Source organism: Peptostreptococcus russellii (genome assembly GCF_900110295.1).
Lineage (GTDB): Bacteria > Bacillota > Clostridia > Peptostreptococcales > Peptostreptococcaceae > Peptostreptococcus > Peptostreptococcus russellii_A.
Genome location: NZ_FODF01000001.1, coordinates 179,640 through 206,268, shown reverse-complemented (window position 1 = coordinate 206,268; position 26,629 = coordinate 179,640). Strand labels below are relative to the sequence as shown.

The 26,629-nt window shown below is 31.1% G+C and carries 20 protein-coding genes and 1 other annotated feature; of the genes, 3 read left to right on the top strand and 17 right to left on the bottom strand.

Going from position 1 to position 26,629, the window contains the following annotated elements; translation table 11 throughout:
- Nucleotides 1–53: 53 nt before the first annotated feature.
- Nucleotides 54–860 (bottom strand): HAD family hydrolase, encoded by an 807-nt coding sequence (locus BMY82_RS00855; protein WP_091973355.1) that lies wholly within the window; start codon nucleotides 858–860, stop codon nucleotides 54–56.
- An 11-nt stretch (nucleotides 861–871) separates the two neighbouring features.
- On the bottom strand, nucleotides 872–2,152 hold the full coding sequence (locus tag BMY82_RS00850) for a competence/damage-inducible protein A (RefSeq protein ID WP_091973352.1): 1,281 nt from the start codon (nucleotides 2,150–2,152) through the stop codon (nucleotides 872–874).
- Between the two features lie 613 nt (nucleotides 2,153–2,765).
- Here BMY82_RS00850 and BMY82_RS00845 point away from each other — a divergent pair.
- A complete protein-coding gene (locus tag BMY82_RS00845; RefSeq protein ID WP_091973349.1) occupies nucleotides 2,766–3,662 on the top strand; it encodes a D-alanine--D-alanine ligase in 897 nt (298 codons plus the stop codon).
- A gap of 133 nt (nucleotides 3,663–3,795) precedes the next feature.
- Here the strand turns inward: BMY82_RS00845 and BMY82_RS00840 are convergent, their stop codons facing one another.
- The 11 genes from BMY82_RS00840 to BMY82_RS00790 form a co-directional block, all read right to left on the bottom strand.
- A complete protein-coding gene (locus BMY82_RS00840) occupies nucleotides 3,796–6,012 on the bottom strand; it encodes an AMP-binding protein (RefSeq protein ID WP_091973346.1) in 2,217 nt (738 codons plus the stop codon).
- A gap of 20 nt (nucleotides 6,013–6,032) precedes the next feature.
- On the bottom strand, nucleotides 6,033–7,529 hold the full coding sequence (gene glpK / locus BMY82_RS00835) for a glycerol kinase GlpK (protein ID WP_091973343.1): 1,497 nt from the start codon (nucleotides 7,527–7,529) through the stop codon (nucleotides 6,033–6,035).
- 9 nt (nucleotides 7,530–7,538) lie between these two features.
- Nucleotides 7,539–8,447, bottom strand: coding sequence for an alpha/beta hydrolase (locus BMY82_RS00830; protein WP_091973340.1), 909 nt, complete (start codon nucleotides 8,445–8,447; stop codon nucleotides 7,539–7,541).
- Nucleotides 8,448–8,628: 181 nt separating this feature from the next.
- A complete protein-coding gene (gene asnS / locus BMY82_RS00825; RefSeq protein ID WP_091973337.1) occupies nucleotides 8,629–10,029 on the bottom strand; it encodes an asparagine--tRNA ligase in 1,401 nt (466 codons plus the stop codon).
- 62 nt (nucleotides 10,030–10,091) lie between these two features.
- Nucleotides 10,092–10,312 (bottom strand) — a binding site (T-box leader).
- A gap of 60 nt (nucleotides 10,313–10,372) precedes the next feature.
- Complete coding sequence (locus BMY82_RS00820) at nucleotides 10,373–11,230, bottom strand: MurR/RpiR family transcriptional regulator (protein ID WP_091973334.1); 858 nt, start codon at nucleotides 11,228–11,230, stop codon at nucleotides 10,373–10,375.
- Nucleotides 11,231–11,249: 19 nt separating this feature from the next.
- Nucleotides 11,250–12,836 (bottom strand): fibronectin type III domain-containing protein, encoded by a 1,587-nt coding sequence (locus BMY82_RS00815; protein ID WP_091973331.1) that lies wholly within the window; start codon nucleotides 12,834–12,836, stop codon nucleotides 11,250–11,252.
- Nucleotides 12,837–12,874: 38 nt separating this feature from the next.
- The gene (asnB, locus tag BMY82_RS00810; protein ID WP_091973328.1) at nucleotides 12,875–14,737 is read right to left on the bottom strand and encodes an asparagine synthase (glutamine-hydrolyzing); all 1,863 of its coding nucleotides are present in this window, start codon (nucleotides 14,735–14,737) and stop codon (nucleotides 12,875–12,877) included.
- A 232-nt stretch (nucleotides 14,738–14,969) separates the two neighbouring features.
- Nucleotides 14,970–15,644 carry a hypothetical protein gene (locus BMY82_RS00805; RefSeq protein WP_091973325.1) on the bottom strand — a complete coding sequence of 225 codons (675 nt, stop codon included), beginning with the start codon at nucleotides 15,642–15,644 and terminating at the stop codon, nucleotides 14,970–14,972.
- 371 nt (nucleotides 15,645–16,015) lie between these two features.
- Nucleotides 16,016–17,512 (bottom strand): phosphohexomutase domain-containing protein, encoded by a 1,497-nt coding sequence (locus BMY82_RS00800; RefSeq protein ID WP_091973322.1) that lies wholly within the window; start codon nucleotides 17,510–17,512, stop codon nucleotides 16,016–16,018.
- A 95-nt stretch (nucleotides 17,513–17,607) separates the two neighbouring features.
- Nucleotides 17,608–18,261, bottom strand: coding sequence for a fructose-6-phosphate aldolase (fsa, locus tag BMY82_RS00795; RefSeq protein WP_091973320.1), 654 nt, complete (start codon nucleotides 18,259–18,261; stop codon nucleotides 17,608–17,610).
- Nucleotides 18,262–18,312: 51 nt separating this feature from the next.
- Nucleotides 18,313–18,885: a xanthine phosphoribosyltransferase gene (locus tag BMY82_RS00790; RefSeq protein WP_091973704.1), complete on the bottom strand. Its 573-nt coding sequence runs from the start codon at nucleotides 18,883–18,885 to the stop codon at nucleotides 18,313–18,315.
- Between the two features lie 282 nt (nucleotides 18,886–19,167).
- Here BMY82_RS00790 and BMY82_RS00785 point away from each other — a divergent pair, with 282 nt between their 5' ends.
- Nucleotides 19,168–20,667, top strand: a complete 1,500-nt coding sequence (locus BMY82_RS00785; protein WP_091973317.1) for an IMP dehydrogenase — start codon at nucleotides 19,168–19,170, stop codon at nucleotides 20,665–20,667.
- A gap of 49 nt (nucleotides 20,668–20,716) precedes the next feature.
- Here BMY82_RS00785 and BMY82_RS00780 read toward each other — a convergent pair whose 3' ends face one another.
- Nucleotides 20,717–22,342: a M3 family oligoendopeptidase gene (locus BMY82_RS00780; RefSeq protein WP_091973314.1), complete on the bottom strand. Its 1,626-nt coding sequence runs from the start codon at nucleotides 22,340–22,342 to the stop codon at nucleotides 20,717–20,719.
- A gap of 245 nt (nucleotides 22,343–22,587) precedes the next feature.
- On the opposite strand from BMY82_RS00780, the gene BMY82_RS00775 reads away from it, so the two are divergent.
- Nucleotides 22,588–23,670, top strand: a complete 1,083-nt coding sequence (locus tag BMY82_RS00775; protein WP_091973312.1) for a PTS sugar transporter subunit IIC — start codon at nucleotides 22,588–22,590, stop codon at nucleotides 23,668–23,670.
- Nucleotides 23,671–23,782: 112 nt separating this feature from the next.
- On the opposite strand, the gene BMY82_RS00770 is transcribed toward BMY82_RS00775, so the two are convergent.
- The 3 genes from BMY82_RS00770 to BMY82_RS00760 all read right to left on the bottom strand — a co-directional run bounded on the left by BMY82_RS00770 (nucleotide 23,783) and on the right by BMY82_RS00760 (nucleotide 26,615).
- Nucleotides 23,783–25,036, bottom strand: a complete 1,254-nt coding sequence (locus tag BMY82_RS00770; protein ID WP_242938876.1) for a biosynthetic peptidoglycan transglycosylase — start codon at nucleotides 25,034–25,036, stop codon at nucleotides 23,783–23,785.
- A gap of 74 nt (nucleotides 25,037–25,110) precedes the next feature.
- Nucleotides 25,111–25,629, bottom strand: a complete 519-nt coding sequence (locus BMY82_RS00765; RefSeq protein ID WP_091973306.1) for a 3'-5' exonuclease — start codon at nucleotides 25,627–25,629, stop codon at nucleotides 25,111–25,113.
- 71 nt (nucleotides 25,630–25,700) lie between these two features.
- On the bottom strand, nucleotides 25,701–26,615 hold the full coding sequence (locus BMY82_RS00760; protein ID WP_091973301.1) for a tRNA 2-thiocytidine biosynthesis TtcA family protein: 915 nt from the start codon (nucleotides 26,613–26,615) through the stop codon (nucleotides 25,701–25,703).
- Between the last annotated feature and the right edge of the window lie 14 nt (nucleotides 26,616–26,629).

Here is a 26,629-nt window from a genome sequence, read left to right as displayed (position 1 = left end):
CACCTATCTTAAAATACAAATACAATTGATTATGTATCCAATGTCTTAATTATTTAAACTCCCGCCATTTCGTTGTTAAAATCTATTGCCATTTTAACAGCATCTGCTACAGATGGTGTTTCAAATCCAGCTTCAGATTTCACACTATCTTTTGAATCTGACATAGCAAAACTCATCTTTATATTTCTTAGCATGCATATGTCATTAGGTGAATCTCCTATAGTCATTATTTCATCAAGAGAAGCTCCTAGTCTCTTACAAACTATTCTAATTGCTTCTAACTTCGATACGCCCCTTGGAACAATATTCATAGTTGTTGGTCCTGAAATATAAATATCAAAATCACTTCCAAAATGCGCCTTAAAATCTTCTACAAGCTTTTCTAGCTTTTCATGGTTATTTGAAAGAATACCTATATTACCTACTGCCGAATTATAAGTATCTCTCTCTAATATGTCACTTTCTACTGTGTAGCCTCTTGAAAAATATTCAACAGCTGAACCATCAACGGCTACAATAATCTTCCCATCGTACTTGAAATATATAATATCATCGTTTTTTTCAATATAATCAAGACTGTTATACAGATTAATTATCTTATTTATCTGCATATCATCAAGTGTTCCTCTATAGATACACTCTCCATCATTATTATAAATAAATGATCCATTTTCGCATATTGAGTAGCCTTTTACATCAGCTTCTTCAATTATTGAGACAGTATGACTGTACACTCTTCCTGTTGCTATATGGAACATTATTCCGTTTTCTTGAGCTAGACGAATTGATTCCTTATCTTTCTCTGTTATACCATCTCTATAAAGTGTTCCATCCAGGTCACAAAAAATATGCTTTATCATATTACCTCCAATTATCGTTCTTTATTTTTTAAAAGTAAAAGTCGAACTTGATTTAGAGCTTCCCTTGCAGCTCTTTCCCTTACTTTTATTCTATCTCCGCTAAATATCCTTCTCACTGAAAAAGTTTCTCCCTTATAGTATATACCAAAATATACTAGTCCCACTGGTTTTTCATCGCTTCCACCATCTGGTCCAGCTATACCTGTAGTAGAAACGCCTATATCTGAGTTCAAAGATTTCGCTATCCCTTCGGCCATCTCCTTGGCTGTCTGACTACTTACTGCACCATACTTGTCCAGTGTTTCTTTCTTTACTCCAAGTCTCATCATTTTAGCTTCGTTTGAATACGTTACACAGCCTTCAAGAAGAACTTTAGATATTCCAGGGTAGTTTATTAGGTTAGACGCCACTAATCCTCCTGTACACGATTCTGCAACTGATATAGTGAGATCTTTTTCTACAAGAAGTTTTGCAACAACTTTGTCCATTTCAGTTTGAGATGATGAAATAGTATCGTCTCCTATTAGGTATATATACTTTCCGCATATATCAGATATTTCTTTTATTTTACTATCAAGAAGTTTATCACATTCTTCAGCTGAGTCTGCACCTGCAGTAACTCTTATCATAACTTCTGCATCTTTAGCATAAAGAGCCACTGTAGGATTTGTTTGTTCTTCGAGAATTTGTTTTAACTCTATTTCAAGAGCTGATTCTCCTATTCCAAAAAATCTTATGTATTTTGATTTCAGTATTACATTGGAATTTCCCTGTAGTATTGGAAGCACTTGTTCTACAAACATCGCCTTCATTTCTCTAGGTGGTCCAGGCATTACTAGAATTTTTTTAGAATCTTTTTTAAATAAAGCACCTGGGGCTGTTCCATGATCATTTTTTATAATATCCGCTTCCTTAGGAAACATCGCTTGTTTGATGTTATTTTCTGGTATTTTATCCATACCACCACTAAATTTTGCACATTTTTCCTTTATTTCTTCCCATGACTTTTCATCTAAAATAAGTTCTTGTCCAAAATATTTGGCTGCTGCTTCTTTAGTAATATCATCTCCTGTTGGCCCAAGTCCACCAGTAGTAATCACCATATCCGCTCCAGATATTTCAAAAGCATCTTTAAAACAATTTACTAGTCTATCTATATTATCTCCAACAGTTACTTGTTTATACACATTTAAACCTAAATTTGCAAGTTCTTTTGAAAGATATTGTGCATTTGTATTTAAGATATCTCCCAATAATAGTTCTGTCCCTACAGAAATAATTTCAACATTCATCTGAAATCCTCCTAATATTTAACTACAATATTATTATTTTACCATTTTATCTGTTCATTATCAAGCATAGGGCCAAAGGCACTGAAATATCTACATTTTTCTTTTTAAAATTTTTTTAAGATTATACTAGTTAGTAAATATTTATTTTCTTTCTTAAGTCTAACTTACCCAGAAAAGAAACCCTTTAAAAATCATAAATGGAAATTCACTTAGCTTATTTTTGTCTAATAAAAATATTTCACTCTATACTTGGAGAAAATACTATAAAAAATTTTCTGATATATTAAATTTATAAATATTAAAAAATACTTTCTTCTTGCCAATTTATACAAATTGTTTAATTGAAATTTTTATTGTTTTTTATCTGAATTTGAAATTTTTTATAATGATTTTTATATGCTTTTATATCATGCAAAGACTGTTTTTTAATATTTTAATTTAAAAGCCATCTTAAACCTACGAACATATGCCTTAAAGATATTTAAGAAAGTTTTTACTTATTTTTTTAAATTTTTCTTGCATTAATTGACTTATTATGTATATAATTATGTATGTAGATTTTAGTCTAAAAATTTTAATTTATAGATTTATTCACATTTAGGAGGCATAAATTATGAAAGTTGCAGTTATATACGGAGGTATTTCTTCAGAAAGAGAAGTATCTTTAAACTCGGGAAAAGCAATACTAAAAAATCTAGATAGAAACAAATACGATGTTGTTGATTTTAAAATAGATGAGATGACAGATGCTTTTAAACTGGATGCTGATACTGATCTTGCTCTTATAGGTCTTCATGGTAAGTTTGGAGAAGATGGACGTATCCAAGCTATACTTGAAGCTATGGGAATCAAATACTGTGGATGTGATACTCTTACAAGTGCTGTTCTTATGGATAAGAATTTTACAAAGACAATTGCAAGAGCTAATGGAATACTTACTGCAGATTGGCTTACAGTAAAAAGCGTAGAAGAAATTGATTATGATGCAATAGACAAAATGGGCTACCCTGTATTTATCAAGCCTAATTCTGGTGGTTCTAGTGTTGCAACATTTTGTGTAAAAAAGAAAGAAGATGTTAAGTACGCCGTAGAAGAAGGTTTAAAATATGATGAAATAGTAATGATAGAAAAATATGTTAAGGGTGTAGAACACACTTCATTTATATTAAATGGAGAGATATTCCCTACTATTAGAATAACTTCTGACAATGAGTTCTTTGATTATGAAGCAAAATACTCTACTACTAATGGAGCACAAGAAGTTCCTGTTGAATTGCCAGAAAACCTTGACAAGAAACTTAAGCAAAGCTCTAAAATGTGTTGGGAAGCATTTAATTGTAAGGGATATGTAAGAGTTGATTATATCATTACAGAAGATGATGATATATATCTTCTTGAACTTAATACTCTTCCAGGAATGACTGAAACAAGTCTAATACCTAAGAGCGCCAATGCAAGAGGAATTAGCTATTCTGAACTTCTTGACAAATTAATAGAAACAAGTTTATAAATATAAAATAAACCCTCTATAACAGGATATAGATTTGAAATATTAATTCAATATCCTTATAGAGGGTTTTTAATTTCAATATATTTTAAATTTATAGTGGATATATCTCATATTAATTCTAAATATAAAACGGTTAGTTTGAGTCTACTATTGGTAATGCCTTTTTGTCTACTTTCCCAATAGGAGTTACTGGCATAACACATAATCTTGTTATATTTTTAGGAATCATATGAGGAGGAAGATTATCTTCTAAGAATTTTCTTACTTTCTCTGGATCATAATAATCATCATATGGAACAAAATAGGCATCTAGGTACTTATCTCCATTTTCATCTTCTCTTTTGGCAACTACACTATTTTTTATCTCAGGTATCATATTTATCATATTTTCAATTTCAAAAATTTCTATTCTAATACCATTTATTTTTATCTGTGAGTCCATTCTTCCGAGTATAGCTATAGTTCCATCTTCATCAATCCACTTTGCTAAATCACCTGTTCTATACATTTTCTGAGTATATTTATTATGGGCAAAAGGATTGTCTACAAATACAATATCATTTTGCTCTTTTCTATTTAAATATCCATTAGAAATCTGTATTCCAGATAGACATAGTTCTCCGGGAACACCTATTGCACAAACATTATTGTTCTTGTCAAGTATGTATGCTTCTGTATTATATATAGGTTTGCCTACAGGTACCAAGTCATAATATTTATCTACATTAAACTGAGTGCATAAAACTGTAAATTCAGCAGGACCGTATTCATTATATATTTCATAGTCACGCTTAACATAGCCCTTAAATTTATCTCCACCAACTTGAAGAACCCTTAGTCCTGGACATGGGCAATTCATCATAAAGAGTTTACCCATTATTGCTGGTAGGGCAAGAATTGTAACCCCTTTTCTCAGGCAATATCCTTCTACTTCTTTTTCATTTATTCTTGCGTATTCTGGAAGTATGTCTACACAAGCACCCACCAAAAGATATGGAAAAATTTGTTTCATTATTGCATCAAAACTGAAACTTAAATAAACTCCACACCTATCATTTTTATTTGCTTTAACATAATTTATAGAATAATAACACATGTTCATCAGACTATCATGTCTTATGCTTATACATTTCGGTCTGCCTGTAGTGCCTGAAGTAGATATTCTGTAGGCTTCATTTTCTGGGTATATCTTGCCTGTTATTTCATAATCATGATTTATAAGGTCTTCATTTTCTATACTCAATACCTTATAATCAGGAAATCTCTTATTTATCCTCGGCATCATTGATTTACATGCCAATATAATTTTAGCTTCTCCATCTTCTAGAAGGTAACCTAATCTTTCATCTGGATTAGTTCTATCTATAGGAAAGAAAATTGCCCCTGCCTTTAAAGTAGCTATTGCAGATAGAACTACATTTTTGTTTCTCTGCTGAAGAACTGCTACTGTATCACCTTCTCCTATACCGATATGATTCAAATAAGCTGCTATTTTATCCGTTATTCTGTCCATTTCACTATATGTTATATTGGCTTCATGATCAGAAATCGCAATTCTGTCAGGAGTCTTTTTAACTTGATTTTTTAATAGTTCTACATAATCAATATTAATATCGAAATCAAATCTATTTTTATCGAACATATGAGAAAAGTTTTCTTTATGTTCCTTTTTCATATTCTGAATTTCATCAAGTTTTATATCTTTGTCGTAAATAACTTGTCTTAAAATATATTTAAATAAGTAAACTACACTTCTTGCAGTTCTTTTATCATAGAAACATGATTTGTACATGAACTTTATTCTAAGACCATTTGAAACAGTTATTTTCATATACATATCTATTCTTTTTAATTGCTCAGATTTTGTCTTCTTCTCTCCAAGTATATTTACTATAAAACCCGTATTGACTAATTTGTCATTGAGAGCATTTTTATAACCTTCTTGAGAAAGCATGAAATAATCGTATTCCTTTGATTCTTCTGACTGTATCATTACTTTTCTACACAAATCGACAAATTTTTCTTTTGGATTTTTAGTCCTTATCCTAATTGGCATTAGAGTATGGCCTTTTCCAAAAACAACATCATCTTCATATGTAAATCTCTGAAGAACTATACCATAAATAGTATCTAATACCGCTTCAAGAGAAAGATTATTTTCATCACAATATATTAATATATCGTTATATACCGATTTCTTTACACTCTTCTGAATCATATTGAATTTGCAATTATCTTCCTTTAGAAAATCATTAGGAACTCTTGCTAGAGTAATATAATCACCTAAAAGATCTTTCCAATATTTTTCAGCTAAAGCATAGTGTCTATGGTAATGTTTATTTCTAACCAAATATATCACCACCTTATTGCTTATTTTGCCCAGCTAAATGATCTCCCTACTGCTTTTTTCCAATTTTTATAGTAATTTTCGTATTTTTCTCTATCATCATCTGCTCTATATACTTTGTCATATGAACAGATGCTCTTGATTTCATCTTTATCTTTATACATACCTATACCTAATCCTGCAAGAAAAGCTGCTCCAAGAGCTGTACTCTCTGAAAGCTTTGACTTGTAGACATCTATATTCAGTATATTAGACTGGAATTGCATTAAGAAACCATTATTGCTAGCACCACCGTCTACCTTAAGTTTATTTATATTAATTTTTGAATCATCATTCATTGCCATTATTACATCTTTACTTTGATATGCTATTGCTTCTAAGGACGCTCTTATAATATGTTCCTTCTTAGATGATCTAGTAAGACCTACTATTGTTCCTCTGGCGTACATATCCCAATATGGAGCACCAAGTCCTGTAAATGCAGGAACTATATATACTCCATTATTATCCTTTACTTTCATTGAATAATACTCGCTATCTTCAGATGTATCTATCATTTTCAATTCATCCCTAAGCCACTGTATCAGAGAGCCAGCAATAAATATACTCCCTTCAAGGGCATACTCTATCCTGTCTCCTATTCCCCATGCAATAGTCGTAAGAAGACCGTAGTTTGAATAAATAGGTCTATCTCCAGTATTCATCATAACAAAGCAACCTGTTCCATAAGTGTTTTTCACATCTCCAAGGTCAAAACAAGCTTGTCCAAACATAGATGCTTGTTGATCTCCAGCACATCCTGAAATAGCTATTTCGGCTCCTGCAAGCATTTTTTTGTCTGTATGTCCCAAAATACCACTAGATGGCAATACCTCTGGAAGCATTGACTTTGGTATATCAAATAGCTCTATCAGTTCATCATCCCACTGAAGACTATTAAGATTAAATAGCATTGTTCTTGAAGCATTTGTATAATCAGTTACATGAGACTTACCTCTTGTAAGATTCCATATAATCCAAGTGTCTATAGTACCAAAAAGAAGATTTCCTTTTTCCGCTTCTTCTCTTGCACCCTTAACATTGTCCAAAATCCACTTTATTTTAGTTGCAGAAAAATAGGCGTCTATTTTAAGACCTGTTTTTGATTTTATCATTTCGGAATAACCCATTTTTTCTAGTTCCTCACAATAATCCGCAGTTCTTCTGCACTGCCACACAATAGCATTATATACTGGTTTACCTGTATGTTTATTCCATACTACAGTCGTCTCTCTCTGATTTGTAATTCCAAGACAGGATATATCTTGGGGAGATATGAAAGACATCTCTATTACCTCTCTCATAACTCCCATCATAGTACCCCATATTTCCATTGCATCATGTTCTACCCAAGCAGATTTTGGATAATATTGGTTAAACTCCTTTTGGGAAATTTTATGTATAGTACCGTCTTTTTTAAATAGAATTGCTCTACAGCTTGTTGTTCCGGCATCAAGTGCCATAATATACTTTTCACTCATAGCTCTCTCCTAATTTTTAATCTGTTCTTCTGACCCCTTTATAAAGCTTACTATTTCATTTGCAGCCTGCATCTGCTGTTCTTCTGCACTTATTATAGACTTATTATCATTTGGTATCGTCTCTATGTCAGCAAAATTAGTATTGTTTCCACCAACTATTTCATAAAAATGTGCATTTGAAGGCATATTATTCTTATATTCATTAAACTTAGTAAAATCAAGTATTCCATCCTTCGTTCCCCATATTGAAAGAACTGGTTTGTTTATAAGCTTCAAATCATCTCCACTAGGATATGTTCCTAAAAACACAACTCCTAAAATTTTCTTTTGATTTGCAGCCTCATTAAGAGCCACATCACCACTAGTAGAATGTGCCACTAAATACCATTTTGTTATTTCTGGATTTTCTTTTATTATCTTGCTTGCAAGATTTGATGAAAATGAAGAAAAATTAAATCTCAACTTAGGAACATATACTGTATACTTGCTATTTGCTATCATATTAGACAGTCTAGCATATGATTTAGGCTCTATCTTCTGTCCAGGATATATTATAACACCTGTCTTGCTTGCTCCTGACTTTGGCTTAAACACTAATGTTCCATTTTTTTCATTTTCAACTTCTACATGAGGTGTAGAAATCATATAGTGTGCAGCATATTCATTAGTTTTATAAGTATCATTTAGCCAAACAAAAAATCCAACTATGGATATTGCTACCAACACTCCAAACACTGCAATAACATTTTTAGTTATTTTCCTTCTAACTTTTTCCTTTACCCTATGCTTTTCTTTCTCTACTTCATCATCTATTCTCAAAGATTTTTCTAGTTCTCTTGTTATACCTAATGTATCGTAATCGTCCTTCTTTTTCTTGTCTCTTTTTATTCTTATTTTAGATTCTTTTATCTCTTTCAAATATACCACCACCTAAACTTATTCTCCTACATCCATTATACGATATCTATCATTATAAATCTAGATAAATGCTTTTTCCTTCCTTCTTATTTTTAAAATGATATTGTTAAATTGAAAAAATTACAGCATCTAAAGATATTTCTTTTAGATGCTGTATTTAAAAAATATTATCAATTATTGTTTAGAAATCTGCATTCTTTGGTGTTCTTGGGAATGGTATAACATCTCTTATATTTGAAACTCCTGTTAAATACATTATAATTCTTTCAAATCCTAGTCCAAATCCAGAATGTGTAGCTGTACCGAACTTTCTAAGTTCAAGATACCACCAATAATCTTCTTCCTTTAGACCCATTTCTTTTATCTTGCTCATAAGAACATCATATCTTTCTTCTCTCTGAGAACCACCTATTATTTCTCCTACTCCTGGAACTAAAAGGTCCATGGCTCTTACAGTCTTCCCATCATCGTTCATTCTCATATAGAATGCCTTGATGTCCTTTGGATAGTCAGTTACAAATACTGGGGCTTTGTATATCTGTTCTGTAATATATCTTTCGTGTTCAGTCTGAAGATCACATCCCCATTCTACAGGATAGTCAAACTTGTGCCCTGATTCCTGTAAAAGTTCTACTGCCTTTGTATAAGTAATTCTTACAAACTCTGAGTTTACAAGCTTATCTAATCTTTCAAGTAAACCTTTGTCCATAAACTTATTGAAGAATTCCATTTCTTCAGGACAATTTTCAAGAACATAAGTGATTATGTATTTTATCATATCCTCTGCTAAATCCATATTGTCTTCAAGATCTGCAAATACTATTTCTGGCTCTACCATCCAAAATTCTGAAGCATGTCTTGCTGTATATGAATTTTCTGCTCTAAATGTTGGACCAAATGTATATATATTTCTGAAGGCAAGCGCCATTATTTCACCATTTAACTGACCAGATACAGTAAGGTTTGTTTCCTTTCCAAAGAAATCCTGTGAATAATCGATCTTGCCATCTTCAGTGAGTGGAGGGTTCTTCATATCAAGAGTTGTTATTCTAAACATTTCTCCTGCACCTTCTGCATCACTACCTGTTATTAATGGTGTATGTGCATAAACAAAGTTTCTTTCTTGGAAGAACTTGTGTATTGCATATGCAACTACTGATCTCACTCTAAATACTGCTGAGAATGTATTACTTCTTGGTCTTAGATGAGCTATTGTTCTAAGATATTCCAAAGTATGTCTTTTCTTTTGTAATGGATAAGAAGAATCTGATACTCCTTCTATTTCAATCTTTGTAGCCTGTATTTCTATTGGATTCTTAGGATTATCAACCTTTACTAATTCACCTTCTATTAGTAAAGATGATGAAATAGGAAGCTTTGATAATTCCTTAAAGTTGTCTAACTTCTCTTCATCAAGTACAACCTGTATATTCTTAAAGAATGAACCATCGTTCAATTCTATAAATCCAAACTTTTTAGATATTCTTGATGTTCTCATCCATCCAGCTACATGAACTGTTTTCCCTATAAATTCTTCGCTATTTCTATATAGCTTTTTAACTTCTAAAAATTCTTTCTGCATAATTCCTCCTGAAAAATAAATATTCATTTATAATAAAATAAAAAAACACACATCGTCCCAAACAAAGGGACGATGTGTGTAAATAATCGCGGTACCACCCTAATTACCGATTAACGGTCTCTTAGAGGATTTTAACGGTTCCACCCGTCTGAGCCTACTAAATAAAAATCGTTCGGTCAGAAACTCCGAGATGTTCTTCATTATTTATTTTATACCGAACTCACACCAACTTCGGCTCGCTGAATAATTGATAAATAGCTACTCTTCTCTTCTTAGTTTTAATATTCAATTCAATATGTATATGAGTATATCAATTTTATAACTTTTTGTCAATATAATAAATTTATTTGCGATATTCTATATCTAGCTTCTTTATAGCGTCTGTTGTTCTTAGTTTATTATTTGTAGATTCTATAATATTATATTTCACTACTTCTGTATATATTAACTCAACTGCAAATAACTGAGCTATCTTAGTAGGCATAGAACCAGTCTCCAAAAGACTTTCATCAGAATAGTGATAAACACATAAATCAGCTAGCTTACACAAAGATGACTGCTGATTACCTGTTATAGCAATAACTTTCGAACCATTTTCTTTAGCAATTTTGACTGTATTTAATATTTCGGAAGTTTCTCCTGAATTTGAAATCGCAACAACTAAATCGCCTTCTCTTATAATTGATGCCATCATTACCATCATATGATTATTATCATAACTTGTACAGTCAATACCAATTCTCATAAATTTATAACTTGAGTCTAGTGATACTATACCAGAAAAACCAATTCCTATAAAGCAAACCTTACCTGCTGAAAGAATCATTTTTGCAGCTTTTTCAATATCACTGCTTTTAACTATTTTTAATGTTTCTTCCAAAACCTTCATGTCTGCAGACATAAGTTTTGATGCAGTCTCAGTAGCTGGCTCATTTTGTTTTATACTACTATCCAAGATATTGTTCTGTTCTCTTATTGTAATTTCCTTTGCAAGTCCCAACTTAAACTCTTGAAAGCCATTACAACCTAACTTTTTTACGCATCTTGTAATTGTAGCTTCTCCTGTTCCTATTTTCTGTGCCATTGTAGATATTTGCATATACGGTATTTCATCTATATTGTCCAGCATGTATTTCATTATTAGCTTATCCGATTTCGTAGGTCTAAACTTAGGCCGATTTATATTACCTATTATACTCATTTCATCATCTCCATATTATTTAATCTGAGAAGTTCTCTTTAATTTTTACAGGCTCACTAAAGCCTGAAATCTGGCCATCAGGATTTATTGCAACTATATAATAATTATTATTGATAGCGCTTTCTCTAATTTTTATAATAGTAGAAGTATTTTTTATATTTTTAGCTACTAATTTGTACTTAGAGTCTTTGTAATCAAGGTCTTTCGAGTATATCCTATATGTACAGTTTTCATTTTCTTCTATTGGAGTCCATAAAAATGCTATAGTGCTATTTTCTCTATCAACCTTATACTTCATCTTTTTAACTTTCTTCTTTTGGAAGTCAGTTGTAGTATTGTTGCTAATTCTAATAATATTGCTTCTTTTCGTTTCTTCTTCGCCATTAAATCCGGCTACATAAATCTGATAGTCATAGTCTTTGTTTTTATCTATATCCAGTTTAATAATCTCAGAAATTCTATTTCCATTTGTTATTGTGTTCTTTCCAGTCAAGAATGTTGTGAATAAAGAAAACTCTCCATCTTTTGGCTTCACATAAACTCTATATCTTTCTACTCTATCATTATAATCCCATCCCAATTCAACTTCTAAAAGAGATTTTTCCCTATTAAAAATGTATTGAAGATTTTCAACTTCTATATTTTTAAATGATCTCTCTCTAACATCTACAATAGTCCTTTTCTTAATTTCTCCAGAAGACACCTCTACAAGGTAGTTTCCTTCTCTATAAGCCTTTATTTCTCCATCTTTGCTTATATCAATTCCCTTACTTTCTTCTAATCCACTGTCTCCAAATTTCTTGACTTTATTGTTATCAAATATTTTTTCATTGAATTTCTTATAGTTGCTTTTATCAAGAACCCTGTACTTCACATCTACACGCGAATCCTTAGGACTTGTTTTAATCTTGGGACTTATATCAACTGATTGCCCCTCTTCTAACTCATACCTTTTTTTAATTTCTATACTATCTACTCTAGGAAGTATATTAAAACTCGTTTGAATTTCTTTTCTATCATACTTACTAATTAACTTTGCTTCACCTAATCCGACAGCTTCAACAGTATCTCCATTAATTTTCAATATATTCGGGTTACTTGTAGAATAGTTGAGTTTATATCCTTTTTCTAGTTTTTTAAAATCATCTATCTTTACTGTACTCTCAATCTTTGCAATATCTCCATAATACTTTATTGGATTGCTAAGTTTTATGTCCATATTATTTATCTTTGGATTTACAACCATTATTGTAACTTTTCTAAGAACTCTATTTTTATTTAGAATTCCTACAGAAGAAATACCTTCTTTTTCTGCTATTACATCATTGCCCTTTATACTCAATACTCCATTGTCATCTAATATTGCAAATTTTAAATTTGGTTTTTTGGAGAAAGCCGGAACAACAACATAATCTCCTGCTGATAGCCCGACTTTATCTCCTACCTTTATTACATATTTATTAATATTAGTGATAAAAGTACCACCTAATATATGAACATCTAATCCTTTTACCATTGGATTTATAAATCCACATTTAAGACCAGAATACAAAGTTCCTAAAAGTAGTGGAATCGCTATTATCGTAATTATTTTCTTTTTGTTCATAATCCTCACTCCATTTTAGGCGAACTTAAATTTACAGTCTATTTTGCACTGCTGTTTTCATCTATAAAGTATCTCTTATACCATACAAGGAACACTAATATAGTATATATCTTTCTTGCATTGTTTGTTACGTCATTATAGTGATCGTCTAATAGCTTATTTATCTTTTCTATGTCAAAGAATTCTCCTGCAAAGTCAGCATTGAAATATTCCTTAGCCATTTTATAGAATTTTTCTTCTTTAAACCATAGCTTTATAGGAACTGGGAATCCCTTTTTCTTCCTCTTTGACCAATCTTCAGGAAGCTTCTTTTCAGCTGCCTTTCTAAGTATGTATTTTGTAGTTCCATTACATATCTTTTGATCTGAACCTATGCCTTCTCCAACCTTCATAACTTCTTTATCAAGGAATGGAACTCTAAGTTCAAGTGAATGTGCCATACTCATCTTATCTGCCTTCTGAAGAATATCTCCTTCCATGAAAAGCTTGATATCTATAAGTTGCTTCTTAGTAACATCGTCTTTTCCCTTAACCATATCGTAAACAGGCTGAGTTATTTCTCTTACTGTTCTAGATTTATGGAACTTAGGTTTTAATATATCCTTAGCTTCGTCTTCCTCAAATATCATAGCTTCCCCTATGAATGTTTCTTCTACGGGTCTACCTGCTCTCAAAAGAGTTGTTCTCCCGTGGAACTGTGGAAGATGCTTTGCTACTGCGGCTGCACCCTTAACTATAAATCCTGGAAGTTTCTTTAGTTTCTTCTGCCCAGCATCTATATCGTACCATTCATATCCACCAAATATTTCATCTGCACCTTCACCTGATAATATTACTGTTACACCATTATCATGTGCAAGTTTTGATAAGAAATAAAGAGGAAGAGTTGATGGATTTGCCTGAGGTTCATCCATATGATACTGTATTTCTGGAAGCATACCTAAACAATCGTCTCCATCTATTGTTTCTCTAACATTTTCTATTCCTAATATTTTTGAAAGCTCTGCTGCAAGATTTGATTCGTCAAACTTTTCCTGCTCAAATCCTATAGAGAAAGTTTTATCTGGCATCAAACAAGCTGTAATATAACTTGAATCTATACCTCCAGACAAAAATGATCCTATTGGAACATCTGCATGGTTATGAAGTCTAACAGATTCTTCTACAACATCTTCTATCTTCTTTATATTTTCTTCAACGCTATTGTGTTGGTCATTGAAGTTTACATCCCAATATTTCTTTATTTCCATTTTTCCATCTTGGAAAGTGAAATAATGTCCTGGTTGTAATCTCTGTACTCCCTTAAAGAATGTTTCATCCTTCTGTGAAGAATACTGGAAAGTTAAATATGGCTTTAAAGCCTTTTCATTAACTTCCTTTTTAAAATCTGGATGATCAAGAAAACTCTTTATTTCAGAGGCAATCATTAAACTTTCTTTTCCATTTTGCTTGTAATTATAGAAATAATATGGTTTTATACCAAAATGATCTCTTGCTCCAAAAGCCTTTTTTCCCTTTTTATCCCATATACAGAAGGCAAACATACCTCTAAGTTTGTTGACCAAGTCTTCACCATATTCTGTATAGCCGTGTATTAAAACTTCACTATCTGTGTTACTTCTAAATTCATAGCCTTTTGAGATCAAATCATCTTTTATATCTTGATAATTATATATTTCTCCATTAAAAACCATTACCTTATTTCCATCTGCACTGTATAGTGGCTGAGCTCCAGCTTCAGATAAGTCTAGTATACTTAGTCTTCTAAAACCAAGGGCTGCATCGTCATCATAGAACTTTCCTCCCATATCTGGGCCTCTATGAATGATTCTATTCATCATTTTTTCTAAAATGACATCTTTGTTTTCGTTATTATCAAAAAATCCAACAAATCCGCACATATTCTTTTCCTTCCTTACTTTATGTTTATATTAGTAATACTTTAATTAATTTACATAATTATAAATATTTTTACTCACATTTTATAATAGCATAAAATTATATTACATTCAATAAGACTATTAGAAAAAGCACCCACAGCCAAAATACAAGCCTGAGTGCTTTATTTCATAAATGGATATTTATACAGCTCTTACTGTATTTTTATTTTTATATAGCTAAATTATATGTCTCTTAGTAAATATCTAAACTTCCTGATGGATGGAAAGTATAAACTTCCTTTGTGTTCTTATTTACAAAAAGACCTAAGTCAGTCTGTACATCAGGTACGAATACATAACCTTCTTGACCTTTTTCTTTTAGAACATTGAATGTATTTTCATCACCCATATAGTCGTAATCACACTTGTTATTCTTGTCCTTTAAAATTTGAAGTGCCTCATCTCTATTAAGAGACTTGTTTTCAGCATTACTATTTACATTTTGATTAACAGTTGTATTTTCAGTTGCTGAATACTGATTTGTCTTATTTGAACTGTAAGGTCTTGCTTGAGAAACTTGTCTCTGAGAATTTCTATCACTAGTGTTTATATTCTCATTGTTTCTTACAGTATACTTTTTTTCATTCTGCATATTTTGATTTGTATTTCCAATTTTATCTGAAGAATTTCTTATTTCTTCATCAGACTTAGCAAACTTGTCGTTAGCAATATTAGAATCAGTATTTACATTCTCATTGTTATTGCTATCTTCAGTCAGCGAACCATCAACCTCCGTATTTTGATTAGAAACATACATAACGTCTGGTAGATTATCTTCTTTTTCCGTATTTTCAAGTGCAATACTTAAAGGGCTTATTGATAACGCACCAGCAAGTACCACCATTATAGCAAATAAATTCTTCTTCATAATATCACTTCCTTTTCTTTAAAATTTATATTATTTATCTCTATATTTATATCATACCACATATTCTGAAACTTTGTGATTACAAGGCCGTTAATATCTTTACAGAATTGTTACAATAATTAGAAAAACTTATGTCTAACTGTTACTAATTGTTATTGAAAAAATATATTCGTAATTTTTTTGTTTCTTTAAAGCCATGCTTAAACTTATTATTTATGTTAATAATTCTAGATAACTTTTATTTCAAGCATTTACACTTGCAAATACTTCTATTCTTAATTTTAAGGATACTTTTTAACTACAACAAATTAACTGCAATAAAAAAGAACCCTAAAAACTTTTAGCTTTTAGAGTTCTCATATTTTTAATTTTTATAGCGACAATTCATATTTAGAAAGAAAATCTTTCAATATAGAATAAATATTCTCACATCCGCCTTCTATATCTGACTCAATATTAAGAACTAATAATGGTTCGTGAAGAGATACTCTTAAAAGGAACCAGCCTTTTTCATTCTCTCCATTGCAATTAAACCTTACTCCTTCATAGTTCTTTTCAACCTCTGTCCAAGAATCCACCTTATTAGCAAATTCTTTCAAATCTTCTATTATATTATTAGCATATGATTTAAATTCATCTTTATTTATTTTTATTCTGTATTCAGCACCTTCATGAGCTTCCTTTAAATCTGATATACTATCTGCTATATTCTTTCCTTCAGAATGTAGTTTTGCTGCCTTTACAAGTATCTTTGAAACAAGATATGCACCATCGTCTAGGAAATAATTTTCTTTTAGTGCAGCATGACCAGATGTCTCTATTGCAAGAGAAGACTCTATTCCCTCATCATTTAATCTAATAGATTCATTGATTACATTTTTGTATCCTCTCTTAAATCTATGATGTATGCCGCCATTTTTTTCAATAAACTCTGCAAGTCCATTAGAAGTTACGGAGTCTGTTACTATTGTACTTCCTGGCTTTTCTTCAAGAATAATCTTTGATATTACTGCTATTAAAGCATTTTTATTGATTGCCTGTCCTTCAGAAGATACTATAGCTGCTCTATCTACATCTGTATCAAATATTATACCTAGATCTGCCTTATTCTTTACTGTAGCTTCTGAAATACTTTTCATAGCTTCCTTATTTTCTGGATTAGGTATATGATTTGGGAACATTCCGTCTGGTTCTAAGAATTGACTAGCTTCTGTATTTGCTCCTAACTCACCTAGAACTTTCTCTGCAAAGAATCCACCTGAACCATTTCCAGCGTCTACTACTATCTTCATTCCTAGTAAAGGCTTGTCATAGTTTTCTTCCGATGAAACTCCTTTTCTTATTTTGTCGACCAATACTTCAGAATAGTCCTCTATAAGATTTTTTTCTACTACATTTCCCTTGTTTTCTGAAGATATAAAGTTTCCTGACATACTTATATCAAGAACTTCCTTTAAATCAGTTTTTTCTAGACATCCATTCTTTGTAAACATCTTCATACCATTGTATATGTATGGCATATGGCTAGCAGTAAACATAATAGCACCATCACAATTATATCCATCCATTATTGTAGACATAAACATAGCTGGCGTAGTAGCCAATGAACAATCTAAAACGTCTACTCCTACACTTACTAAATCTTCTCTACATGCTTTTCTAAAAGTTGGACCTGTAACTCTTGAATCCATACCTATTGCTATCTTTATGTTCTTTTTCTTTAACTTATCTGTAAGCCATGTTGCAAAACCCTTTGCTATAAGTCTTACTTCTACTTCTGATAGAGTAATATCAAGATTACTATTTTCATCTTTATAAGCTACTCCTCTTACGTCTGTTCCATTTTGTAATTCGTGTAATTGTTTCATTTTCTTTCCTTTTCAATAAATATTTTCTATAATAATATATATGCGTAAAATATAAATTTTACGCATATATCACCCTATCATTTAGTTTTATATTTTTACTTTATATTAAGTGAAGCTTTTTCAGCATCTTTATTAAATGCTTCTATACCTCTATCAGTTAGCGGATGTTTGATCATCTGCATTATTACCTTAAATGGTACTGTTGCTATATCTGCACCCATCTTAGCTGATTCTATAACGTGTAGAGGATTTCTTACACTTGCAACTATAATTTCTGTTGGTATATAGTTTGCCGCAAATATTTCAGTTATTTCTGCAATTAGAGAAAGTCCGTCAAATGATATATCATCTAGTCTACCAACAAATGGACTAACATATGATGCTCCTGCTCTAGCTGCTAATAAAGCCTGGCTTGCAGAGAATATCAATGTAACATTTGTCTTTATTCCCTTATCAGATAAAGCCTTTACAGCCTTTAAACCTTCTGCACACATAGGTATCTTAATTACTATGTTTTCATGAATCTTTGCAAGCTTTTCAGCTTCCTTTATCATACCTTCATGATCCATACTTAAAACTTCTGCACTTATTGGACCGTCTACTATTTTTACTATTTCATTTACTACTTCTGTAAAATCTCTTCCTTCTTTTGCTATAAGAGAAGGATTAGTTGTAACTCCACAGACAACTCCGAGTTCATTAGCTTCCTTTATTTCTTCAATATTAGCTGTATCGATAAAAAATCTCATAAATATACCCCCAAATTAAATTTAAATTATAGTCTAAAACACTTAATAGTTTTATTTGAATCTTATTGTTTTATCCTTTAAAGATTCAATACGTGCAAGAGATTCAACTCTTACACCCTTTTCTTCTAAAATGGCACTTCCATCTTGATATGATTTTTCTATTACTATTCCTACACCCACAAGCTCTGCACCTGCCTGTTCAATTACATCGATCATTCCTAGTGCAGCTCCTCCTTTGGCAAGAAAATCATCCATTATAAGAACCTTTTCACCTTTTGATATATATCTCTTAGATACCATAATCTCATATTCTTTGTTCTTTGTAAAAGAATATACTTTAGATTTATATATTTCTGGATCAAGATTTCTTGATTCCTGCTTTTTAGCAAATACGACAGGCACATTGTCAAAATACTGTGCTGCTATAACTGCTATAGCAATACCTGAAGACTCAACTGTAAGAATCTTATCTACCTTCACATCAGAAAATCTTCTTTTAAACTCTTTTCCTATCTCATTTAAAAGAGTAACGTCTATCTGATGATTAAGAAAGTTATCCACCTTCAAAACCTCTTCATCATTAACTATTCCATCAGTTAAAATCTTATTCTTTAGTAACTCCATAAAATTTCCTTTCATTAATTCAAATATTACCTTAAAAATTCTTATATTATACTTCATCATATATTATATATCATATATTTCTCTTTTTCCATATTTTACAGTTAAAATTTATATTTTTGTTCGACATATCACCCGAATTTTTAAATTTTTTAAGATTTTTGTAGACTTTTTTCAGATTTGGTGTTAAAATTTTCTTTAACTGTTTATATAATATTAAATTTTTTGAATAAATTTGATATAATGTAAATTATACATATTTTGGTTAAAAAAGGAGATGAAATTATGGCTTTTTATTTTGATACTCCATCTAGAACATTTAGTGAGTATTTATTAGTTCCAGGCTACTCTTCAGCTGAATGTATACCAGCTAACGTAAGTTTGGAAACTCCAGTCGTAAAATTTAAGAAAGGTGAAGAACCTTCAATTAAGATGAATATACCATTGGTTTCTGCCGTTATGCAGGCTGTTTCTGATGATAAAATGGCTGTTGCACTAGCTAAGGAAGGTGGTATATCTTTTATATACGGTTCACAGACAATTGAGAACCAAGCAGCAATGATTGCTAGAGTAAAGGCTCACAAGGCAGGTTTTGTAGTAAGTGATTCAAACCTTACTCCTGAAAATACCCTACAGGATATACTTGACTTAAAGGCTAAAACAGGTCACTCAACTGTAGCTATTACTGATGACGGTACTAGTCATGGTAAACTTTTAGGTATAGTTGCAAGTCGTGATTACAGAGTAAGTAGAATGGACCGTGAAACTAAGGTTCGTGAATTTATGACTCCAATAGAAAAAGTTGTTTTTGCTCCTAAGGATGTTACTCTAAAGGAAGCTAACAATATAATCTGGGACAACAAATTAAACTCTTTACCAGTGCTTGATGATGACGGAAAACTTCTTTATATGGTATTTAGAAAGGATTATGACTCTCACAAGGAAAATCCTTATGAATTACATGATGCTAAGAAGAGATACGTTGTAGGTGCTGGTATCAATACTAGAGATTATGAAGAAAGAATACCTGCTCTATTAGAAGCTGGTGTTGATATTCTTTGTATAGACTCTTCAGAAGGTTTCTCTGAATGGCAGGCTAGAACAATAGCTTGGGTAAGAAAAGAATACGGTGATACTGTAAAAATAGGTGCTGGTAACGTTGTAGATAAGGAAGGATTTAGATTCCTTGCAGAAGCTGGTGCTGACTTCGTTAAGGTAGGTATCGGTGGAGGATCTATCTGTATAACAAGAGAACAAAAGGGTATTGGTCGTGGACAGGCTACTTCAGTAATAGATGTAGCTAAGGCTAGAGATGAATACTTTGAAGAAACTGGAGTTTATGTTCCAATTTGCTCTGACGGAGGTATCGTTTATGATCATCACATTACTCTTGCATTAGCAATGGGTTCTGACTTTATAATGTTAGGAAGATACTTCTCAAGATTTGATGAATCTCCTACTAATAAGGTTAATATAAATGGTGCTTATATGAAGGAATACTGGGGAGAAGGATCTGCAAGAGCTAGAAACTGGCAGAGATACGACCTAGGTGGAGACAAGAAACTTTCATTTGAAGAAGGTGTTGACTCATATGTTCCATATGCAGGTTCTTTAAAGGACAATGTAAATCTTACTTTATCAAAGGTTAGATCTACTATGTGTAACTGTGGAGCTCTTTCAATACCAGAATTACAGAAAAAGGCTAAGTTAACATTAGTTTCTTCAACTTCTATTGTAGAAGGTGGAGCACACGATGTATTGTTAAAAGACAACAAAAACTTATAATTAATAATTAAAGGCTTGGAGAAAAAAATCTCCAAGCTTTTTTATTTCTTTATTTAAATGGATTTTTAAGTCCTGCCTTTTCAACTAATTCTATAAATGAATACTTTCCACCTAAACTACTTATTTTAATGTATCTATTCCATGCGTCCTGTCTATTTATTTCCATTAAATTTTTAAATTGCAAAGCGCATTCTTGAGCAAGAACGTAATCAATATAATAAAAAGGATTCTTAAATATATGTCCTTGTCTAAACCAATATCCACCTCTTTCTAAAAATTCTAAATCAGAATAATCTCTGTAAGGTAAATATCTTTTCTCCAATTTCCTCCAAACTTCTTTTCTTTCTTTTGGGCTCATTTTTGGATTCCTATATATTTCATGCTGGAAATGATCTACTAGTATTCCATATGGCAAAAATTTAAGAGCTGAGTCATAATGATATTTTTTATATTTTTCAGCGTCATCGCCAAAAAATAATTCCATCCATGGATAAGTAAAAAATTCCATACTCATAGAAAATATTTCACAACTATCTAAAGTCGGGAATATAAGTTCCGGCATGTCTAATTCTCTAGACATATATACTTGAAAGGCGTGTCCCGCTTCGTGAGTCAAAACATCTACATCATCTACCGTTCCATTAAAATTCCCAAATATAAAAGGCTCGTTATAATCGTGAATTATCGTACAATATCCTCCCATAGCCTTACCCTCTCTAGCCTGAACGTCAAATAAATTATTTTCCATAAGAAAATCTATAAATTCTCCTGTTTCTTGGGACATTTCTTTATACATTTTTCTACCCTGAGACATAATATAATCTCCATCTCCTTGAAGCCTAGCATTTCCATCTACAAATTCTAACATCTCATTATAGTAATCTATTTTTTCTGCATTTATTCTCTTTGCCTGCTCCAGATAAAGATTTTCTACTATTGGAAGATATTTATTGTATATATTTTCCCTAAATATTTCCACCATAGATTCATCATAGTCTGTTCTATTCATTCTAAGATAACCTAACTCTATAAAATTCTCAAAGCCCATTTTCTTTGCCATTTCATCTCTTATTTTCACAAGTTTATCAAATATACTGTCAAACTCTTCCTCATTATCTTCAAAGAACTTCGTATGTAATCTAATTGCGTTTTTTCTTATTTCTTCATTCTCTACTCCCATATAAGAATACATATCAGAAAGATTACATATTTTTCCATCAAAGTTTATTGAAGCTGAAGCCAAAAGTTCAGTATACTCAGACATCAATTTATTTTCCTTTTGAAGCATAGGAATTATGTCTTTTGAAAAAGAATTTACAAGAGTTTCTATATATCTATAAAATTGCTTTCCATACTTTTCTACTATTTCTTTTTCAAAATTAGAGTTTAGTATACTTCTATAGAAAAGCATATCTAAATCTGAAAATAAAGGAGAAGTTTCATCCCAGTAAGCATTCTCATTTTTATAAAACTTATCTTTTGTATTTATAGAAAATCTTATGCTGGAGACAGTATTCATTGTCAAAATATGCTTTCTAATTTTATTTACTTCATTCATGTATTTCTCAAATTCTTTAAAAGAATTGCTTTTATCCATTAGTTTTGTAAGCTCTTCTATTTTTTCTTTACTTTCATTATAATCTATTCTTTCATATTTTATATCTTCAAAATCCATCTTATTATACCTCCTTGAATATATAAAAAATTATATAACAAAGTATTACTTTAATCAAACATATAGAAATATAATTTTTTTTATAAATAGTAAATAATTTTTTATAGAATCCTAAAATAATAAATTTTAAATTGAATAAAAAGATATATTGATATATAATATTATACATACATATGTCAAGACATATATTATTTCCAAAGTTCAAAATAATTGACATTACACATTGAAAATAAAAGGAGGACAAAATGTCAAAAGAAAAAAATAATATACTGTGGAAACTATTCCATAGATATTTCATTGTAGGTCTAAATGGAATGGCTTTAGGGCTTTTTTGCACCCTGATAATCGGTCTAATAATAAAACAAATAGGTATGAGCCTTTCTGGAAACATATCTATTTTTCTAATTACAATTGCAACTATCGCCACTTCACTTACTGGACCTGTTATAGGTATAGGTGTTTCACACGCACTTAATTCACCTAAATTAGTAATACTAGCCTCTGGTGTAACAGGGTTTATCGGTGCATTTGGTTCTGCCTTTTTTAATGGCAATATGATTTCTCAAAGTGGACAAATTATAGTCTCAGGACCAGGAGATCCTCTAGGAGCTTTTATAGCTGTTGTTATAGGTTCTGAAATCGGCAGACTTGTATCTGGAAAAACAAAAGTAGATATAATAATAACTCCATTTATGACTATAATTTCTGGTTCTATTATTGCATATCTAATTGGACCTCACTTATTTAATGCTATGCAGTCTCTTGGAGACTTTATAAAAGTTTCTACGGAACTTCAACCTTTCTTTATGGGAATAGTTGTATCAGTAGTTATGGGTATGATTTTGACACTTCCTATAAGTTCTGCTGCTATATCTATTATTCTAGGTTTATCTGGAATTGCAGCAGGTGCATCTACAGTAGGTTGTTCAGCTCAAATGATTGGTTTTGCTGTTATTAGTTTCAAGGTAAATGGTTGGAATGGACTTTTGGCACAAAGTATTGGAACATCAATGTTGCAAGTTTCTAACATAATGAAAAAGCCTATAATTTGGATTCCTCCAATTATTGCAAGTGCTATTTTAGGTCCTATATCTACGGTTATATTTAAAATGAAGAATAATCCCGCTGGTGCTGGTATGGGTACTTCTGGTCTTGTTGGTCAGCTTATGACTTGGCAAACTATGTCTGGAAGTGTGGATAAGTCAATTTTATTTGTAGAGATAATACTTCTACACTTTATACTTCCAGCAGTAATTTCTCTTCTAGTTGCCAAGATAATGAAGCAAAAATCTTGGATAAAAGATGAAGATTATAAATTAGATTTATAAAGTTATTTCACGCAATCTCAATATATTATCCTAAAATAGGAGTGTAGAAATTCTACACTCCTATTTTAGGATAATATTAAAAAAGAACCTACATATATGTAGGTTCTCAATATTACTTATCTATTTCAGACTTAAATGGTGTATCCCTATAAAGCTGAGCCTTGTATACATATTCCTTTATGTAACCTAGCTTGTACATCTTATATAGAACTACAGCCTGTCTTTTTTTAGCTTGTTCATAATCTTGATATAACTTTGGATTATTAGTTATACCGGCAAGCATTGTGCACTGTCCAAAATTCAACTTAGATACATCTTTTCCAAAATAAAGATGAGCGCCTGCCTGAACTCCATAGGCAGATTTTCCCATATATATATTGTTAAGATAGGCTTCCAAAATTTCATCTTTTGTCATTATCTTATTAAGCATGATAGCATTATACATATCTTGTATTTTTCGCTTAATCGTTCTTTCATTACTAGTCAAAAGATTCTTTGAAAGCTGCATATCTATAGTACTTCCGCCTTGAATCATATCACTTGTAAGATTGTTTACAAAAGATCTTATTACAGATCTTCCATCAATTCCTCCATGTTTATAGAATCTCTGATCTTCAACAGCCACTACAGCATTTTGTAAGGTCTTAGGTATCTCTGAAAGAGGAACTGGATCCTTATTTATATAACTTTCATAAACCATCTTTTTAGTAAGAACAGGCATATCCGATATTATACTTCTTACATAAAGAAGCCCTGCTGAACCTGCAACAATAAAAAGTATCAAAATAGTAGTTATTATTCTCTTAAATAATTTATTTGCTCTTTTTCTTTTTTTTCTTATTGGGACTTCTTCATAATAATATTCTTCATCATCATAATCATCATCTATATCTGACGGATTAAATCTAATGACCTTATTTCTATCATTATATCTATTTTTACCATCATTTTGTGAACTATATCTTCCACCTGAGCCACTACTTGCCTGCTTTTTAATTCTTATCTTGCCTTTCTTAGGCGATGATTCTGATCTTTCATCTGATACAGAAGACTTTCTCTGTGCTCTCTTAGGATTATACATTTTCAAGTCTTTATCATCGTTTCTATAGGAAGATTCTCTTATGACTTTTACTCTAGATTCTCTTGTAGATCTTCTTGGATTATACATTTTTATATCTTCATTATCTCTAGATGAATATTCTCCATCATTTGAATTTCTATAAGAATCTCTTTGTCTATTTATATCTCTTTCATAAGAATCTTCTCTATATCTTTTTGAATTATTAATTTTATTATCAGCTTGATTAGAACCGGTAGAGGAAATAGTTCTTCGTCTTATTTTATTATTATCATTCTTATCTGACATGCTACCTCCCATACAATTTTAAATTATTCCTTAAAAACATTATATCCTATACATCAGAATCAATCTAGTATTTATTATATCTGTTCTCTTATAATTAGAAATAACTTAGCAGTTGCTAGTGTATCAGAATCCGCTCTATGTGCATTTTCATTGACTATACCGTAATAATCACATGCAGTAGCAAGTTTCTTATTTTTACCACCATAACTTCTGTTCTTCTTTAACATTTCCATTGTGCATATGTAATTTCTTATAGGTTCAAGATTCATTTTTTCAAGATAATGATTTAAAAAACCTACATCAAACTTTGCATTATGGGCAATCATTGTTCTATCTCCAATATAGTCCCTAAATCTAGGTAGTACTTTTTCTATTGATTCTGCATTCTCAACCATTTCATTGCTAATGTTTGTTATATTTGTAATTGTAGATGAAATTATACCTCTAGGTTTTATAAGCTTTGAGTAATTAAGTTTTATATTATCCTTTTTTATCTCTGTTACTCCAATTTCTATTATTTCATCGCCATTATATGGACTTAAACCTGTTGTTTCAAGATCAACTACTACATATTCATCTTCAAAATAATTCATTTTTTCCTCCATCTATAATGATTGTCAAAGATTTACTTGCAAAACTGAACTTCACAAATCATTTTTATCTATTACTTATTTTCTTTTCTATTGCTCATTGCCTCTTCAAAGCTAATATCATCTGTAAATCTTTCCATAAAACTATGTTTCTCTCCATCTATTTGCCAACCTAATATAGAATCTACATTCACATTTTCAGCCGCTCTAAATATCGATTTTTCAACATTAACAAAGTCCTTTGATAAATCTTTTATCAAATCTTTTATCTCAAACCTTTTATTTCCTGTTTTCTTTGCAGCGACCATACAAGCACAATTTAAAGGCCATATACCTGTGTATTTGATCCATTTTATTATGTCTTCTTCTCTAATATAATAAAGTGGTCTTATAAGCTCTATATTACTAAAATTAGTAGATTGAAGTCTAGGAAGCATAGTTTTAAAGTTGCCTGAACACAGTAGATTCAACATTGTGGTCTCTATTACGTCATCGAAATGATGTCCTAAAGCCAACTTATTACAACCTAATTCTTCCGCCTTTCCATAAAGAGCTCCTCTTCTCATTCTTGCGCACATATAACACGGATAATCACTTGCTATTCTATCTGCAACTTCAAAAATTTGTGATTCAAAGGTAACTATAGGTATATCTAAATATTCACAGTTTTCTTCAAGTAACTTTCTAATACTGTCATGATAACCTGGATCCATTGCTATATAAACAACTTCAAAGTTAACTGGAGAGTGTCTATGAAGCTCTTGGAACATCTTTGCCATTAGAATACTATCCTTACCTCCAGAAATAGCAACTGCTATTTTATCTCCTTCTTGTACAAGATTATATGTTTTTATAGCCTTAATAAATTTCGACCATATTTTCTTTCTATATCTTTTAGTAATACTTTTTTCTATTTCTTTAAGTGTTTTTTTATCTCCATCAGGAATAGGTGCTTGACAACCTGTTCCTGCTAATTTATTTTCAGCCATACTTCCTCCTTAAT